This window comes from Sorangiineae bacterium MSr11954 (genome assembly GCA_037157815.1).
Taxonomy (GTDB): domain Bacteria; phylum Myxococcota_A; class Polyangia; order Polyangiales; family Polyangiaceae; genus Pendulispora; species Pendulispora albinea.
Genome location: CP089984.1, coordinates 785,849 through 802,303 on the forward strand (window position 1 = coordinate 785,849; position 16,455 = coordinate 802,303).

Here is a 16,455-nt window from a genome sequence, read left to right on the forward strand (position 1 = left end):
GCCATTGCGACATCATGTCGCCGTGGTCACCCGCCACATGCACCCACTTCATAACTGGAAAGACCATCATGAACGCGCGATTGATCCTGTTGAGCCTCGTCGGTGTGCTGAGCGCGGCGTGTTCGTCCGCATCGGACGAAGACCCGCGCACCGAGCCTTCGCCGCTCTGCCCCGACGCGGAGTGTGCGCCGACCGAGAACGGCGTGGCTACCGCGGAGTGTAGTTCGTTCCAATATGCCGACCCTGCGGGCTTGTCGAACGAGGTCAAGCGTATTCGTGCTTTGGTCGATGCCACGCCCGACTGTCTCGCCAACGGGAACCAAGCCGGTTGTGAAGAGGTCGACCTTCCCTTGGAGGCGGCGCAGCCATGGTGCCGGAGCGTGGGCCAACGAATGCTCATCGTGGACGGCGACGCCGACCTGGCCGTGTACCGCCACGCGAAACGTGTTCTCGGTTACTACACGGTAGACGCCAACACGCTCGACATGGTGCCCGTCCAGCCGCATCTGCGGGTGCAGCGACCTTTGGCGAACATCGTCGCCGAGATGGCCAAGTCCCAGCAATTCCTGCCGTCGATGGCCTTCAACAGTCCGAGCCTGCCGTCGGGAGGATCGGGCCGGCTCAAGGTCAAGACCCCGCGAGCGGGACACGGTGCGATGATCCTCGTCAATCTCGCCGATTACAATCCGTATGCGCAGTTCGTGTTGTTCGAGCCTTCTCACTGGTCTCGCCATTATGCCTGCGACGGGTCGGTCGAATCGGTCAAACACGCCCTCGCCAGGAACGCCGAGCATATCGCGCACATCAAGCAAAAATTCGGAATCGACTTCGTCAATTATTCGAAGGGCGAGGAGGATGGCCTGATTCGTGACGCCATTCGCGCGAAATGCGGGCAGGTCGCGGACGACGACCTCGTACATAGAATTCACGTCGCCATCACCGAATACGAGGGGCGCATCAGCGCTGGAAGTATCTTCGTCAAGGCCGGGAATCCATGGAGCGACACCCCGGTCACGGGCACCGAGCCGCAGCTCCTCTCGGATTGTACCGCGCGCCCCAACGGTATTCGCGTCGGATATGCCGTCCAGTACGAGAGCAACGTTCCGCTCGGCGGTCAGCCGTTGAGCCAATCGACCCTCCCAATCGACTCCGGGCAGCGAAACCTATCCCGATGTCTCGATATGTACATCAATACGGGTTGGGAGGAAGGTTTCCCGAGAGGGAGGGACTTCGGTCCATACCCGGTGTTTTATGGCTCCTTCGGGTATGGAGGCGGGCCGCTCAGCTTCATGGCGACATCGTGGGCTGCGCCCGTCGGACTATCCATCGCCAACCATGCTCGGCAGAACTGGCTCGTGGCACACCCTGGCCAACGCCCATCTCCCGAGGAAATTGTCTCGAAACTGAACCCGACCGGGCCGGAACCTCGCGTGTTCGACCCGCTTCGAAATCAAGGTTTCGAAACGTGCCGCATGTATCCCATCTTTTGCAAGTCGAGGTATTCCGAATGAAAGCTTTGCACCAAGTCATCGTAGGAATTCTTACCCCCATCGCATTTTCACTCGTGGTCCCCTCCGAGGCGGAGGCCTACGAGGAGAAGCCGAACGGTACCGTAGGTGCGTTGGAAGTAACGTACCGTGGCTACGACGCGAACGACTTCATCGCCGATGCACGGTACGCGCACGCGACCTCGTCCGGCTTCCAGATCGTGAACAGTACGAACCTCGTCGAGCCGAACTGCCCGATGCAGACGATCGAGTATCCAGAGTTCGGCGACGCCGCGACCAAGCGCGGTTCCCTGGACGTGACGATCGACTTCTCCAGCATCAGCCTTCTGACCAACCGGGACACGTACAACGGGAACGGCTTCATGTTCACGATCGTCGTGGAGGCCAATGGGCAGCAGAAGACCTGGCGGGCGTTCCTCCCGAGATATCTGTTGATCGAGCACGACTTCGGAGACGGCAACCTCCTCGTCAGCAAGAAGAACCATATCGAGCGCATGGCGAGGATACCCTTCACCGGCGTGCTCAGGGACGTCAAAGTCGGTATTTGCACCGTCTCTCCGCACAGTGAAATCGTGGCCCGCAACGTGATCTTGGACTTTGCCGACTATGTCAATCCGCGCTGATCTGCCCGCGCGCGGGCAAGAAGCGACGAACGCCGGCGGGCGTCCAAGGTTCACCGGACGCCGCGGCGGCGTGGTGGCGCTGCTCGCCGTGGGGCTCCTGGGCGCCTTGGCGGTAGCCATGTATCCAGGAGCTCACACGGCTCCCCGCGACATCGCCCAGGCTCCGCCGCCGTCGCCGGCGATGGCGGCGAACGAATCGAACCCCAGCCCGCCGTCCGTCGCCGAGCCGGCGAAGCTTTCGGCGGGCGAGGAGGCCGAGGAAGCGCCGCGAATGAACGCGCGAGCGGAGGTTCGCGCGCGCGAATATGTCGACAAACTATGGACCGTACGCGACGACTATCGTCGAAACGCGCTGCGTCGGGAAATGTTCGAGGAGATGGCGCGCGATCGCGGCGTCATCGAGACGTTCGTTCAAGCCTTCGAGAAGGATGGATTCGCCGCCTCGGTCTTCGGCGACGATCAAGGCCAGGCGCGCGTGTTGGGAGTTCGCTTTCTGAGCTATGTGGCCGAAAAGGGTAATGGTTTACCGCTCGAAAGGGCCACGGCTGGCGCGATTCGACGCGCCAGTGTGGGCGGCGACCCGAAGCACATTTTGCTGGATGTGCAGGATCTCATGCGCAACTACGCGGCCCTTCACATCGACGATCTGGGAAACGACCCCGGTCGGCTTCTTGGTCGCATCGGATACGATTCGAGTATGTCCGAGCTGAAACATACGATCGGCCAAGCCGTGTTCGACGCGCTGGCTGCGGACACCAGCCAGCCGGCCGAGCGATGGACCGCATCGAAGGCGGCCATTTTCGGCGGCGCCTGAGGCCGTAGCCGACGGTAGACGCATCGAAAATGTGTCCTGCTCGATGCGCGATTGCGGGATACGTAACTTGTTCATTTAGCCCTGGAGGTCCTGGAGAATCAACCCAGAGCCGTCTCGGATACTACCCGTACGAGGATAATATCATGTTGAATCGCTTGTTGACTGCGATGGGATGCAGTGTGCTCGCCATGAGCCTGGCCTGCAGCGCGCCGGTGGACGCGACCGACGAGGACGCGGCGGCCGAGGAATCGGGGACTACGTCCCAGTCGTTGACGTCGTGTGGGCCTGGAACGCATTGCAATCCATCCGACCCGATCTATACCCCTGTTGGGGACCGTCGATGCAGCAACGTTACCGTGACCTGCGCGCAAGGAACTTGGGCCTTCAATCAAAGAATGGTTCAATATGGCTGCATTCAGCCGGAAGAGGCCAACATTCTGAACTCCAAAGGTCTCCTCGCCGGGTGCTCGGACACTGGCGCGGGGTTCGTCTTCCAATTTTCGTGCGCCTGTCGTTGATCGACGTCGCGCCATGACCCGCGCATTCTGCGCGCCGGGGCGTGGCGCTCGCGCCGCATGGATTCTTCTCGCTGCGATCGCGAGGTGCACGACCTCGACATCCGATCCCGAGACGTGAGCCCCACCGCGTGCACGGGGACGATGGGCGCGCCGCCATCACGGACTGCCAGGGCCCGTGCACGCCTTTCCGGTACGCCGATGTCGGCGGCGCGCAGGCCGAGGTGGACCGCATGGAAGCCATGGCGGCCGGCGCTCTATGAATGGATTTGCCCTCAATGTGGAGGTTTTTGAATGAAATATGCCGTATTGGTTTTTGCAATTGCTGGTTTTGGCGTCTCCAGTAACGCTCTGGCGGCCGACCCCGTTCGCGTCCTCCGTTGTGGGACGACGACCGGGCAGATTTCGAGGACATGCGTCGCGGATCCGTCCATCGCGCTAGGTGCCCCGGTTACCGAGGCGGGTGATCCAAACTCGCCCTACGAGACGGAGTATTTGGTCACCATGGATTACCCGTGCCTCGGTACGGCCACGCCGCCCGCGCTCTTCCTCGAGAGCGGGACGACGCGCACGCCGCTCTATCCTTCGGCCGCACAACAGACGGTTCAGGCGTTCGGAAACGGTCAGCTGCACGTGCTCGATTCGTCTCCCGACATCACGCGTCGCATGGTCTTCTCGGGGACATGCCATTTGACGGTGAAGTCGGTGACCGTCCTGCCATCGAACAATACGATTCGACTCTGGACGACGGAGGCCAAGGGGCAGGCGCGGATCATCGGGCTCGCGCGCGATCTCTATCTTCTCTCGAAGAATTTCGTCGCGATTGCCACGTTCAATCGGGAACAGCTCGGGGTCGTCATCGACGCGACCGACAAGCGCGTGGCGGCGGCGACGACGTCGATCGAGCGACGCAAGTGGCTCGCCCTCTACGACAGCTTGGTGGCGATGCGCGACGGGCAGCCGATCCCGGTGCCGAAAGAGCAGGTCGACCAATACCTGGCGGATCTCGCGGCCCACGCTAGGACCGACCTCCTCACGGAGGCCGACAAGGGGCGCGCGATGGTGCAGCGGTTCGAGAAGTGGGAACAGGCGGTCGAGGCGACCCTCAAGGAGGTCCTCGACAGCCTCCCTGCGGCGTGAGCCTCCCCGCTCGATTTCTCGTTCGATGATGCAATCGGTTTCGTATCTCTGAGTATTTTCTCGTCAATGAGTCCGTCGCGACGTTGCTCGCGACGGCCTCCTGTCGCCCGGCGCACGACGGGCCGGGTTTCATCGCGTTCGGCCGCGCGCCTGCAATCTCTTACTGGAGTTTCATCATGAATATCCGAAAATTCGTCCCGTGGGTCATCACCGCGGCGACCGTTGGACTGCCGGCGGTGACGCTCGCAAGTGACGCCGATCCGATCCAGCGAGAACAAGCCAGCATCGCGCGCTTCTCGGCTGCAAATGTCATGGCCGAACGGCACGGCCGATATGTCCAGGCGCGGGCCATGGCGCTCGACGGCGCTGGCAGCGTGAGCGCCCGCACCGGCGCCTGGCTCGAGAAGACACAAAACTACATCGTCGAGTGGACGAAGGTCCTCGCGCTCGCCGATCTTCGCGCGAATATTCCGTATGCCGAGTTCGAGTCCCAACTCACCAAAGAGCTCGATGAGCAAAGCAAAACCCTGAGCGAGCTCGGTGAGGAGGCGCAGCGAATTGGAAAGCTGGCCGACTCCGCCCTCTCCCTCATCGCGAACCCGGAGGCCATTCCGCCGTTCGCCGAGTCGGCGCAATATGCCAGCGTGCTCGACACGCTCCCCGTTCGCGAGCAGGAGGTTCGAACCACGTTGACGGAGGTCGGTCAGACGGCCAATGCGCGGCTCGAGCGGCTCGGCACCGTGGATACGAACAGCCGAAAGGCCGTCATCGGCAGGCTGAAGGTGGCCCTCCTCGCCACCGGTCGCTATCCGCTCGAGCAAACGCTCTCGCAGGTCGACGCCCTGCTCGCCGCCGAAAAGGTGGTCGACCCCATTCTCGCGCGACTCAATCAGGGCTTTACCAAAATGAACGGTTACAATGTCAACCTGGCGTATTTTCACGCCGTACAGGCCATTGGCCCGCTGCGGCAAGACTGCGCCAGCGCCGAGACGGCGCTCAATGGGATGTCGTCGCCGGCGTCGTTCATCAGCGCAGCCAAGACACGCCGTCAGCAGCTCTGCTCGGGCATCGAGCAGCTGTATACGAGCCTCACGGGTGATACGAGCATCACCAAAGCCGAATACGTCGGCGAATACCTCACCACGGAAAAAACGCGACTGGGTGCGGTGTGCCCGCGCACCGTGTCTTCCCCGCCGTGCGAGAAGCTCGCGCTGCTCGCGGCCCTCTCGCCAGCCGATCTCGGAAAAATGGATGACGCGCGGCTTCAGTTCGTCGAGCTCGGGTGGAGCGAGGCGATGGATCGCGCCCAAGGAAAGTGACGGAGAGCACCACCATGAATCGATTCAAATTCACCGTCACGGCGCTTACCCTCGCGGCCGCGATGATCGCCGGATCCTCCGAAGCCCGTGCGGACTTCGAGTGCAAGGACATCGTCTACAACAAGCGTGATCCCATCGCGTTCAAGCCATTCCCGCTCCAGCACCCGAAGACGGGCCAGAAATACCTGCCCAACGAGGAGATCGAGGTCGCGCCTGGGAAGAAGATGCTCGCGTCCCAGTTCTTCGATCAAATCAACGATCTCGAGCAGAAGTTGAATGCTTGGGGTTACACGCTCCGCGAGTCCGGTGCGTTTACGCTTCAGGATCTCGATGAGTGCCTCGCGCTCCTGCAGAAGCAAAAAGAAGCGATCGAGAAAGATCTCGACAAGAATCCACCGAAGCCTTGGGACCTGGAGGCGCGAAAGAAGGCGCTCGAAGCCAAATGGCAACGGTATCGAGACAAGATCCCGACCTACGACGAGCTCGCGCACAAAGCGAACAGCGACGCCGTCAAGGTCAACCTGCCGAATCCACCGCCGTTCACGACGCCCGTTCCGCAGGCCGCGCGGGTGCAGCCGAAGGACGTCATGAAGCGGCGGACGTGGAACTTCGAGGAGGGGAGCAAGAAGACGTTCTGGGTCGCGGGTGAGGCCAGCGTCGGGATCAAGGGCAGCCGCGAGATCACGGCGGCCGACGCGTATGGGAAGTTCTTCGCCGGCTTCCTCGGGCTGTGGGACGGAGAGGTGGCGAGCGCGAGCGCGCTCGCGCAGAGCGGCAAGGATATCGATACGTCCCTCAAGCTCGAGGTTCGATTGGTGGGCCAGACGATCTGGTCTCCCAAATTCGAGGGCGGACAGACGAAGTTTCTTCACCACAACGATCGAAAGTCCTGGGGGGTCGACAAAGGCCTGGAGTGGCGCTTCGCCATTGGCCCCGTGCCATGCAAGGGGCGCGTCGGGTTCAGAGGGGAGGCTGGAGTCGGATATGGCTTCGACATTGCGCCCACGGCGGTGGGGGGCTTCGCCGGACCGTTCGCAAAGGCCGATGCCTACGCGCAAGTGGGGGTCGACATCGGGATCGCGGGTGCTGGCGTGGAGGCGGATTTGGTCCTCATCGACGACCAATTGACGTTGAAAGGCGACGCGAGCTTCGAGTTCGTCGACCAACCGAAGCTCGAGCTCGATTTGTCGGCGAGCAACAAGCTCTCGGCGCTCTCGGGCAAATTCTCGGCCTACGCCTACATCGACTATCTCATCGACGAGTGGCGCGGAAACTGGACCATTTGGTCGTGGGAGGGGTTCAACAAGACCTGGGACATCTTCCACTTCAAATACGTGTGGACGCCAACCGGGGTGCGCGCCGACGGGGACGTGACCGCGGAGGACGTGATGGAGATCCAAGCTCAAAATCAGGAGCTGCGCCTGGTGGAGATGGAGAACAAGTCGAATGCACGCCTCCACGAGGTCATGAAGGCCGCGGCCGAAGACATGAATGGTCCGAAGGCCACCCAGGTGTTGACCGAGCGCGCGCGCGTCGCGTCCCTCGCGCAGGGGATCGACGGCAACATCACCACCTACCTCCAAGAGCTTCGAAAATGGATCACGTCGTAACCAAGAAGCGCGTCGTGCTCGGTGCGGTCCTCACTGCCGTTGCAGTGGGGGCCGTGGCCCTTTTCGTCCCCATGCTCCGCGCTCGTTCCGCCGTGTCGCTGTCATTTCACTGCGCGCCCGGCGAAGCGCGCATCCATACCCTATCGTACTCGAGCGAGGGGAAATTGCTCGATCCCGCGTTCGGCCTCGGTGGGGACCAGGGCGGCTCGAAGCCGGAACAATCCGTGCGCGCCAAGGTCGATGGAAAGCTCGCGGTCGCATGCATCGCGAGCAGCGATACCGAGCATACGGTGAGCCTCTCGTTCGAAAATCCGACCGGGACGTTCTCCGTCCAAACCGAGAACGGTGACGGGCCCATGTCCGCGCTCCTTGCGGGCGAAACCTTCGTCACGCGCGATGCGCTCGGACATACGAAGAGCATTCGATTTCCGGAGTCGATGCCGGACAAAGGGCGGAACCTGGTGCGCGAGATGCTGGCCTTGGGGCAGGTGACCCTCCCGGGCTCGGTGTCGGCCGGCGCGGGGGCGCCCGAGCCGATGGCGGACGCGAAGACGTGGACCGCGCGCGAGGAGACGATGAACGGCGCCTTCGACGCGAGCTACACGGTGAAGGCGGTTCAGGGAGATCGGGTCACCTTGACCAAATCCCTCCGTCCGAGCGGGGAGGCTGGACGACTTCACGGTGAGGTCATGCGGCCTCGGGTCGAGCAGATCGACGAACGCGCGTCGGAGTTTCGCGTGAGCCGCGCGGACGGTGCCGTCGAGGGCGCCGACGTGGCCGTCGCGTTGGTGCTCAAAGTTGGCAGTCGCCGGATTGGAGAGACCAAGGCACGACTCGTTCTGGCGCACGTCGAAAAGAGGACCCTCTCCGAGAGTGAGCTCGCCATGCGTGCGCGCGCGCTCGAGGGCGCTGCGGCCGCCGGTTCGCCCGCCAGCGATCTCGCCGCGAGCGATGTCGACGCGCGGCTCGAGCGGAACATGCAAGAAAAGGAGCTCGGCAGCGATGATTGGAGAACGCTGTCGGCTCGAAATTCCGACGTGGAGCCGACGAAGACTTATTTGAAGATGAAGGCGCTCTTCTTTCTTCACCCGGAGAGTTGCGACCAAGCGCGTCGCGCGCTCACCGCGATGGACGATCCCAACGCCGCGCGGTTCCAACGAGTCGCCGCCGCGCTTGCATCTGCCGGCACTCCCGAGTCCCAAGCGGCGCTCGTCTCCGCCCTTCGGGCCTCGGATGGAAAACGTGCGAAGGAGCACGCGCTCCTCGGCGCGATGGGGTTCGTAAAGAAGCCCACCGCGGAGACGATGAAGGTCCTCGACGACATCGTGAGCGCCAAAGGCGACGACGAGGTGCGGAGCACGGCACGCTTCGCGCGTGCGTCTCTCGCTGGCCAGGGCGCCGATCCCAACACGCCGCAGGCGCGAGCCGTCGTAAAGAGCGAAGTTGCGGCGTATCGATCGGCGACCGGCGGCGAGGAGCGGACCACCGCATTGCTCGCGTTGGGAAACACCGGCTCCCAAGACGTCCTCGACGTGGCGCGCGAGGCGCTTGCCGACTCCGATCCGCAGGTGCGTGCGGCCGGCGCTGCGTCATTGCGGTTCGTGGCGGCCGGTGAGGCGGAAGATCTCCTCGTTCGCGTCGCGGCGAATGACAGCGCGAGCGCCGTTCGCGCGGAGGCGCTGCGATCCTTGGGACTGCGGATTCTAGGAGAACCTGCGGTGCAAACGGTGGCCGGGCTCGCCAAAGCGGACCTCGAGGAGGATGTTCGCATGATGGCCGTGCAGGTATTGGCGCGGGAGCTCGATCGCGATCCCGGGCTCGAGGGACTGCTCGACGACATTGCCCAAACCGACCGTGCTCGTGGCGTTCGCAATGCTGCGACCATGACCCTTCAGCGATATCGCGCGACCCGCGGGTGACATCGGAACCGTTCTTGGTGCATCCAAATCGGATGTAAGCGAGAAGGTCCAGGGTTGGTAAGGATGGCGCCACCGGATCGCTCTGGATCCTGCAGCGCCAGCCGGATACCCTTCGTGGCCGCTCGAAGTGCGAGCATCGGGTCGTTGCTTCTCGCATGTCTTACACGGAGGTGGAGCCTTGGACGATCGCCTATCTTTCTCGAGTTGGTTCGAGCCGCTGGACTTCCACGAGTTTCGGAAGCGCATCATGGGCGAGAGCCCGTTGTTCGTTCCGCCCCGAGCGGCCCTCGCGGAGAGGCTCAAACGCGACCTTGACGTCCACTCCGCCGACGATCTCCTGAAGCTCCGCGATCCCATGGTGAAGGTCTGGTTTCACCAGCTGGACGGTTTGCACGGCGCCGTCCAGCAGAAACCGGCGGACGCGCGTCGATTCTACGATGCGGGCATGGCGCTGTATTTCCAGGAGCTCGCCGAGTTCCGCGAATTCGAAGCCGAGGTGGCCGCGGCGCTCGGGGTTCCGGCGCCGTTCGTGAAGTGCCAATTCTTTTGCAATCGGGCGCACGCGCGGACATTGGTGCACTTCGATTCGATGGATAACGTGATCGTGCAGCTTACGGGCAGCAAGACATGGCGGCTGGGGCCGAATACCTTCGCGCCGGCGCCGCTGCGCAATTGGACGCCGCTCGATCCGGTCGCGCCGGAGATGCGCCCGTATGCGCCCGGCGCGCCGCCGAAGGACGTGGACACGACCGTGTCGTACACGATGGAGCCGGGTGCGCTTTTGCATGTACCTCGCGGGTATTGGCACGAGACGGTCTCGGAGGAAGAGTCGGTATCCGTGCACGTGGTCGTGACCCCGCCCATCTGGCTCGACGTGGTGGTGAGGGCGCTGATCGGTGAGCTGGCGCGCGATGAGCGCTGGAGGCGGAGCGATTACGGCATTGGTCTCGACGATCCGTCTTCGCGCGAGCGCGCGGGCGAGCTCCTCGCGTCGCTTCGCGAGAAGGTCGCGCAATGGGTTCCGGAGGACATCGTCGTTCCGCGGGTTCAGCCCAGCGCCGTGCACGAGAATACGCGCTTCGTCCGGTGCGCGCGGGTGACATTTGCCACCGAGTCCGTGGACCCCGAAAATGCGATGGCCCGCGTGACGGTATTGTCGCACGAATACCCAATGGCGACCACGACCATGGCTCCACGCGATATGCGTCTTCCGTGGGTCGACGCGTGCCGATGGGTCAATGAGCGCGCGACGGGGACGTCGTTCGATGCTTCGGATTTGCGCCGCGCCGTCCCGGCGATCACCCTGGCCGAGGCCCAAGAGGTGCTCGGCGTGCTCGAGGGCGCGCGCCTCGTTCGTCGTCGAAAAGGTCCATGAGGCGCCGTGCTCTTGGTCGCGTGTGGTAGCGTGGCGTAGCGCATGGTCCTTTCACCCGATCCCGCGAGCGCCCGCCAGTGGCTCGATGATCTCGCGTCCCACCTTCGCCCCGCGGGCCTCGACGTGCTCGGCGTGGCCGATCCGGCCGCCTACGATGCCGAGGTCGCGCCCTCGCGCCGTGCGGCGACCGTGGCACCCGGCACGCGCGCGATCGTCGTGGTCGGCAATGGCGGGCGCGCGCTCTGGGACGCGCTCCTCGCCGATCTCGCGAGGGCGCCGAACCACCTGACCGACGAGCCGCACCCGCTGGAGGCGTTCGTCAAACGGACCATCTCGGACGCGGATTCACGCCTCGGGGACGCGCCGCGCCGGTGGATCTACGCGGCCTCGCACGAGCTCGTGCACTTGGACTTTCGCGTGCTCGGCCTCCTCGCCGGCCTCGGCACCGATGGGCGTCTGCGCCTCTTGATGCATCGCGAGCACGGTCCTTGGATGGCCCTTCGCGCGGCCTGCTTCGTCTCGTTCGACCTCCCGTTGCACGTGCATCGGCCGGGGCCCAGCGTCTGCGACGGCTGCCCGGCGCCATGCATCACCGCGTGCCCTGGAAACGCATTGTCTCGGGGCACGTGGGACGTCGATCGATGCAGCGCCTTTCACGCGGAGTCCAATCGATGCAGCACCCGGTGCGATGCGCGCTTGGCTTGCCCCAAAGGGGCGGGGTCGCGCTACCCGCTGGAGATGCTCACGTATCACTCGAACAATTTCATCGGGCGCGAATGGATTCGCGCCCACTTGGGTATCGCGCGCGACCTCGATCGCCACCCCGGCATGCCCCCACTCTGGGAAACCTGGCGCGAGCGCATCGACGTCAAGGGGTGAGCCTCCGACTCGAACGAATCGATCAATTCCGCCCCGCGAAGTCGAGCAGCGCCAGGGCCGCGTCGTCGGCGAGGAGCGGGTTGATCGACGGCGCCACCTCGCCCAGATCGTGCGGTGTGCTGGTCCATCCATTCCACGGATATACTTGGCTGATGTGCGCGTAATACGAATCGTATTGAACGTGCTGCGCCAGCAGGCGCTCGAAATCGATGCCCGTGCGCTGCTCGAGCCATGAATTCGGGCGCAAGGTGAGCGGAATGGGCGGCGTGGCGATCCAGCCGAGGATCGAATTCGGTACGGTGGGGAGCACGGCGCCGGTGGAATCGACGTAGGTGCCCGCGTTGGGCTCGTACGTCTCGGGCAAGAGGCCCCAGTAGCTCCCACCGCGAATGTGCGCGAGCCCGCCGCGGAGATCTTGCACCACCACGTCGCCTCGATCGCGCTGCGCGATGGTCACTTTGTCCCCGAGCCAGCGGACGAGGAGCGCGGCGGCGTCGGTGTAGTGCGCGTCGCCCGTGGCCCGCGACAGCTCGAGCAAGCCCGCGACATTGTAGGTCGCGAACCACGGTGACTGAAAGCTGCCCGTGCTCCACGGGCTGGCGATCCCGCCCAACGCGTGCGCGTCTTGCGCATACCGATGATCGCCCCACGCGACATTCGCCGGGGTGGTCATGCGCGCGAGCAGCGCGTCCGCGACCTTGGCCGCGCCCGCCGTTTGCCCCGCCGCGACGCGAAGTTGGATTTCGGCGCCGGCCGCGACGACGTCGATGCCCGATGCCGATTGCTTTTCGAGCCATGCGGCCGCGCGGTTCGCCGCCGCGCGAAACTGCGCGGCGTTCGGCAAGGTGCCGAGCTTCGAGAGGCGCCACGCGGTGAGGCCCAAGATGGCCGTGGTCATGCGATCGGGGTAGCCATTGGCAGGTGCCACGCCGTACGACCAGCTCCCGTCGCCTTGGCCCGATAGGTCGCGGTGCTCGAGCCGCACGAGGAACCGCCCCGCGCGATCGACCGCCGGGAGCACGCGCGCATCGCCCGTGATTTGCACGTAGAGGAGCAAGACCTCGGCGAGCGCGGCGAAGTTGAAGCCGGCGTGGCCGTTCCAGCGCCAGGTGAGCACATCGTCCGAGGTGCCGAGGGTCGTGTCGGCGCCGGCGTCGAGGGTGGCCGAGTTGGCGAAGCCGCCCGTGGCATCGAGGGTGACGTCGCGTTGGGGATCGGGTGCAAAGGCAGCTTGAAATGTATGGACGGCGCCGAGGTTCAACGGTCCGCTGGGGAGCTGTTTGTCCAAGATGCTCTGGAGAAAGTCCCGCCGGAAGCGCTCGAGGAACGCGCGCTGGCCGGTGACCTGGTAGGCCTTCAACAGGCCCAGCGCCTTGTAGGCCGTGGGATCGGCGAGCTGCAGTGAGATGTAACGCTGGTGGGTCAGGAGGCCCGCGTTGGAGGGATCGCTGGGATCATCGTAGTTCAAATAATTCGATGCCCAATTGTCGCGGTGAATGTCGAAGCTCATACCCACGATTTGCGCGCACGCGGGGCCATCATAGAAGAAGGGCGCGCGCCGATCGTCGCAGCGCACCACGAATTGTTGCCCATATTCGACCGCCGCGAGCCCCCAACGCGTAGCGTCAGTCCGCGAGCAAAGGGCGGTCGGGGCACCATCCGCCCGCGCCTCGCGGGGCGAAAACGCGGTGAGAGCCGATCCCAGAATGCAAACACCCCACATCGCGCCAGGTTTCAAATGTTCGTCTCCTTTCCGGAGCCGGAGCTCCACCATCGTGCGCTGCTCTTGCATCTTAGGGACCATTCGAGACGGTGGAAGGGGTTCCGCGACCCACCCCAAACCAAGAGCCCACGGCGTGTCATTGGCACACATCTGCTCGCGCTCGCGCAGGGCGCACCCGCGTCATCCCAGCCGCAATGACAGGATTTTGTGCGTTGACACCGGTGTCATTAATGCAATGCTTCGTCCGGGCCGATTCGAAACGCACATCCACGTCGCGGAGCATTCGAGGAACAAGGACCATGCACATTCGACGACTTCGCTCGATTTTCATCCTGGCCACCGCGGTCTCCATGACCGCCATCACCGGTGTTGCTGGATCGACGACACGCATCATCCATGTCAGCACGGCGAGCCAGCTTACCGCGGCATTGCGGAGCGCCGTGCCGGGGGACGAGATCCGGATGGCCGATGGCACCTACCCTGGACGTTTTACAATCAACCGTAGCGGCACGGGGTCCGCGCCCATCGTCCTCACGGGATCGCGCGCGGCCGTGATCGACGGGCAGGGCACGTCCAATGGACGTACCGTGCAGCTCCAGGCCGACCATTGGAGGCTGATCGGATTTACCGTGACCAATGGGCAGAAGGGCATCATGGCGCTCGGCGCCCACGATACGATCATCGATAAGGTGCGGGTGCACCACATTGGCGACGAGGCCATCCACTTTCGCGACAACAGCACCGACAACGTCGTGCAAAATTCGGAAATAAGCGACACCGGGCTGCGCGAGCCGGGATATGGGGAGGGCATCTACTTTGGGCAAGCCGTCAGCAACTGGCCGAATGGTCAGCCCGATCGCAGCGACCGGAACAAAGCCATCGGCAATCGCATCGGACCGGATGTCCGCGCCGAGCACCTCGATCTAAAGGAGGGCACCACCGGGGGCGAGGTTCGGGGAAACGTCTTCGATGGTGCCGGCCAGACCGGCGCGAACTATGCAGACAGCTGGATTGACGTCAAAGGCAACGGGTACCGCATCGTTGGCAACCGAGGCACCAGCGCGCTGCTCGATGGTTTTCAGACGCATATCGTGGCGGAAGGGTGGGGGCGCGACAATGTCTTCAGCGGCAACACGGCCGACGTGCGCGCCTCGGGATTCGGATTCAAAATCGCCAAGGACGGCAGCAGCAGCGCGGGCAATGTGGTCTGCACCAACAACACGGTGACCAACGCGGGATCGGGCGCCGCCAACGTCCCGCTCTCGTCGTGTGCAGCCATGGATCCGTAGCGATAGGTGCGGCGGAGCGCGAGCCGCCGCCAGGGCAATGTGGACGAGCGTACCGGTCTTCACGCCGACCGCGGCGGACCCGCTCTCGTCGTGTGCAGCCATGGATCCGTAGCGATAGGTGCGGCGGAGCGCGAGCCGCCGCCAAGGCAATGTGGACGAGCGTGCCGGTCTTCACGCCGACCGCGGCGGACCCGCTCTCGTCGTGTGCAGCCAAGGATCCGTAGCGATAGGTGCGGCGGAGCGCGAGCCGCCGCCAGGGCAATGTGGACGAGCGTGCCGGTTTCCACGCCGAACGCCGAGGCAAAGCCCGACCTCCGCTTTCGGCGGCGCGGCGCCTCGGTGCGCGCGGGCGGATCGTGCGCTTCCGCGATCGGCACGAACCCCTCCATTCCGGCGACGCAAATTCGGTGTGTGCCGTCTTTTTCGTAACGCGAAACGCGCGGCGCTATCGGGGGCGCTTGATGATGTAGGTGTCCGCGCCGAAGGTGGCGGCTAAATAGATATCGCTGGCGTCGAGGGCGATTCGGGAGACATTCGCCTTGCCGGTCCAGAGCGGTGGATCGTGGCTGGTCCCGTCGGGGCAGGTCGCGGTTGGGTTATTGCGATTGGAGCACCCCCGGAGTTTTGCGGTGTCCTGTTCGTTGACTGTCCAATAGACACCGCCGCTCTGGACGGCAAGCGAGGTAAAATCTCCGGGCGCGCTGGCGAGGGTGCGGCGCGCGCACCCGTTCAAACATTGGAACTCGACGATCGTGCCGCCGGTGGCGGTGGCGGCCCAGTACAGGGCATTTTGGTCGAAGGTGAGAAAGAAGGGGGCGGTGGTGGTGGCGAAGGTCGTGGGGTTTCCCGAGCCGCTGCCCCGCGACACCCGAATGTCGTTGGAGCCCCGCATGGAGTAGTAAATGGTATCGGTCGCGCCATCGATCGCCATGTTGCGCACATTCCCTTGTCCGGTCAGGTGGGCGGTCTGCGTGCCGGTATTTACGGAGTAAATGTAAATATGCCCCGCGTGCGTCCCCGCGATGAGGTACCCGTTCGCGGAGGCGAGGGGACCCGCCTGGCCGGGACTCTTCCAGGGCGCCGTATCTTCGAGCCCGTTCTTCTTGTCTCCGCGCCAGACATCGTCGCCGATGCTCCAGAATACGTACTTGTCCGAGAGGGCGATCGCCTCGGGCGGGGTGGCGGAGGCCGGGAGGGTCGCGAGGGTTCGAACGTTGCCGCCGCCCTTCGGACACGCTTCGACCGCGTGATCCTGCCCACGGCGGAGCCAGTAAATGCTGTCGTCGTCCACCGCCAGATCGAGAACGACGCCGTTTCGAAGGACGCAAATCCATCCCGGGGGACCGCTCGGGGCCCCATCCCCGGACTCCGCCGCGGAGCCATCGGGGGTGAGCGAGGGGGGCGAGCCGCCATCGGGATCGGGCTCCAGTCGACCGTCCGGAACGTCACCGAGGAGCGTTCCGCAAGCAGCGCTTCCCATGGCGAGCGCCATGAAGAAGGACCATCGGGTGCGCCGCGTCGTCATTGGGCAAGTTTACATCACGTATACCAGAATTATGCCGACGATTCGGAGCGCGCCCGGACCGAGGTACGTGTGGAAGCGGGGGGCTTGGGCGGCTGTGGGGGAGTGTCGGAGAAGTGACGGTGACCGCGGTCGGTGCCTGGGTGGCGGTTGCCGTCGCCTTCGCCGTTCGGTGCGACAAAATATGTGCAATATGCACTTAGATGCAGGCGAGAATTA

The 16,455-nt window shown here is 64.1% G+C and carries 12 protein-coding genes; 10 read left to right on the plus strand and 2 right to left on the minus strand.

Going from position 1 to position 16,455, the window contains the following annotated elements:
* The first annotated feature begins 68 nt into the window (after positions 1-68).
* The 9 genes from LZC94_03200 to LZC94_03240 all read left to right on the plus strand — a co-directional run bounded on the left by LZC94_03200 (position 69) and on the right by LZC94_03240 (position 11,702).
* Entirely contained in the window at positions 69-1,511 is a 1,443-nt protein-coding gene (locus LZC94_03200; protein WXB16286.1) for a hypothetical protein, read from the plus strand.
* On the plus strand, positions 1,508-2,131 hold the full coding sequence (locus LZC94_03205) for a hypothetical protein (protein WXB16287.1): 624 nt from the start codon (positions 1,508-1,510) through the stop codon (positions 2,129-2,131). Before LZC94_03200 ends, LZC94_03205 begins: the two co-directional genes overlap by 4 nt.
* Positions 2,115-2,945, plus strand: coding sequence for a hypothetical protein (locus tag LZC94_03210; GenBank protein ID WXB16288.1), 831 nt, complete (start codon positions 2,115-2,117; stop codon positions 2,943-2,945). The genes LZC94_03205 and LZC94_03210 overlap by 17 nt, the downstream gene beginning before the upstream one ends.
* A gap of 1,019 nt (positions 2,946-3,964) precedes the next feature.
* A complete protein-coding gene (locus LZC94_03215; GenBank protein ID WXB16289.1) occupies positions 3,965-4,600 on the plus strand; it encodes a hypothetical protein in 636 nt (211 codons plus the stop codon).
* Positions 4,601-4,776: 176 nt separating this feature from the next.
* Complete coding sequence (locus tag LZC94_03220) at positions 4,777-5,919, plus strand: hypothetical protein (GenBank protein WXB16290.1); 1,143 nt, start codon at positions 4,777-4,779, stop codon at positions 5,917-5,919.
* A gap of 14 nt (positions 5,920-5,933) precedes the next feature.
* Positions 5,934-7,529 carry a hypothetical protein gene (locus tag LZC94_03225; GenBank protein WXB16291.1) on the plus strand — a complete coding sequence of 532 codons (1,596 nt, stop codon included), beginning with the start codon at positions 5,934-5,936 and terminating at the stop codon, positions 7,527-7,529.
* Positions 7,514-9,448, plus strand: coding sequence for a HEAT repeat domain-containing protein (locus LZC94_03230; protein ID WXB16292.1), 1,935 nt, complete (start codon positions 7,514-7,516; stop codon positions 9,446-9,448). Before LZC94_03225 ends, LZC94_03230 begins: the two co-directional genes overlap by 16 nt.
* A 178-nt stretch (positions 9,449-9,626) precedes the next feature.
* The gene (locus LZC94_03235) at positions 9,627-10,823 is read left to right on the plus strand and encodes a cupin domain-containing protein (protein ID WXB16293.1); all 1,197 of its coding nucleotides are present in this window, start codon (positions 9,627-9,629) and stop codon (positions 10,821-10,823) included.
* A gap of 42 nt (positions 10,824-10,865) precedes the next feature.
* Positions 10,866-11,702 carry a hypothetical protein gene (locus LZC94_03240; protein ID WXB16294.1) on the plus strand — a complete coding sequence of 279 codons (837 nt, stop codon included), beginning with the start codon at positions 10,866-10,868 and terminating at the stop codon, positions 11,700-11,702.
* A 22-nt stretch (positions 11,703-11,724) separates the two neighbouring features.
* Here LZC94_03240 and LZC94_03245 read toward each other — a convergent pair whose 3' ends face one another.
* Entirely contained in the window at positions 11,725-13,281 is a 1,557-nt protein-coding gene (locus tag LZC94_03245) for a hypothetical protein (GenBank protein ID WXB16295.1), read from the minus strand.
* A 443-nt stretch (positions 13,282-13,724) separates the two neighbouring features.
* Here LZC94_03245 and LZC94_03250 point away from each other — a divergent pair, with 443 nt between their 5' ends.
* Complete coding sequence (locus LZC94_03250) at positions 13,725-14,714, plus strand: right-handed parallel beta-helix repeat-containing protein (GenBank protein WXB16296.1); 990 nt, start codon at positions 13,725-13,727, stop codon at positions 14,712-14,714.
* 445 nt (positions 14,715-15,159) lie between these two features.
* On the opposite strand, the gene LZC94_03255 is transcribed toward LZC94_03250, so the two are convergent.
* Complete coding sequence (locus LZC94_03255; protein WXB16297.1) at positions 15,160-16,239, minus strand: hypothetical protein; 1,080 nt, start codon at positions 16,237-16,239, stop codon at positions 15,160-15,162.
* Positions 16,240-16,455 lie beyond the last annotated feature (216 nt).

Bases quoted from the DNA above. Each gene is read 5' to 3' on its own strand.
- LZC94_03220 (WXB16290.1), top strand. From the start codon at position 4,777: ATGAATATCCGAAAATTCGTCCCGTGGGTCATCACCGCGGCGACCGTT.
- LZC94_03225 (WXB16291.1), top strand. From the start codon at position 5,934: ATGAATCGATTCAAATTCACCGTCACGGCGCTTACCCTCGCGGCCGCG.
- LZC94_03230 (WXB16292.1), top strand. From the start codon at position 7,514: ATGGATCACGTCGTAACCAAGAAGCGCGTCGTGCTCGGTGCGGTCCTC.
- LZC94_03250 (WXB16296.1), top strand. From the start codon at position 13,725: ATGCACATTCGACGACTTCGCTCGATTTTCATCCTGGCCACCGCGGTC.
- LZC94_03215 (WXB16289.1), top strand. From the start codon at position 3,965: ATGGATTACCCGTGCCTCGGTACGGCCACGCCGCCCGCGCTCTTCCTC.
- LZC94_03240 (WXB16294.1), top strand. From the start codon at position 10,866: ATGGTCCTTTCACCCGATCCCGCGAGCGCCCGCCAGTGGCTCGATGAT.
- LZC94_03205 (WXB16287.1), top strand. From the start codon at position 1,508: ATGAAAGCTTTGCACCAAGTCATCGTAGGAATTCTTACCCCCATCGCA.
- LZC94_03255 (WXB16297.1), bottom strand. From the start codon at position 16,239: ATGACGACGCGGCGCACCCGATGGTCCTTCTTCATGGCGCTCGCCATG.
- LZC94_03200 (WXB16286.1), top strand. From the start codon at position 69: ATGAACGCGCGATTGATCCTGTTGAGCCTCGTCGGTGTGCTGAGCGCG.
- LZC94_03210 (WXB16288.1), top strand. From the start codon at position 2,115: ATGTCAATCCGCGCTGATCTGCCCGCGCGCGGGCAAGAAGCGACGAAC.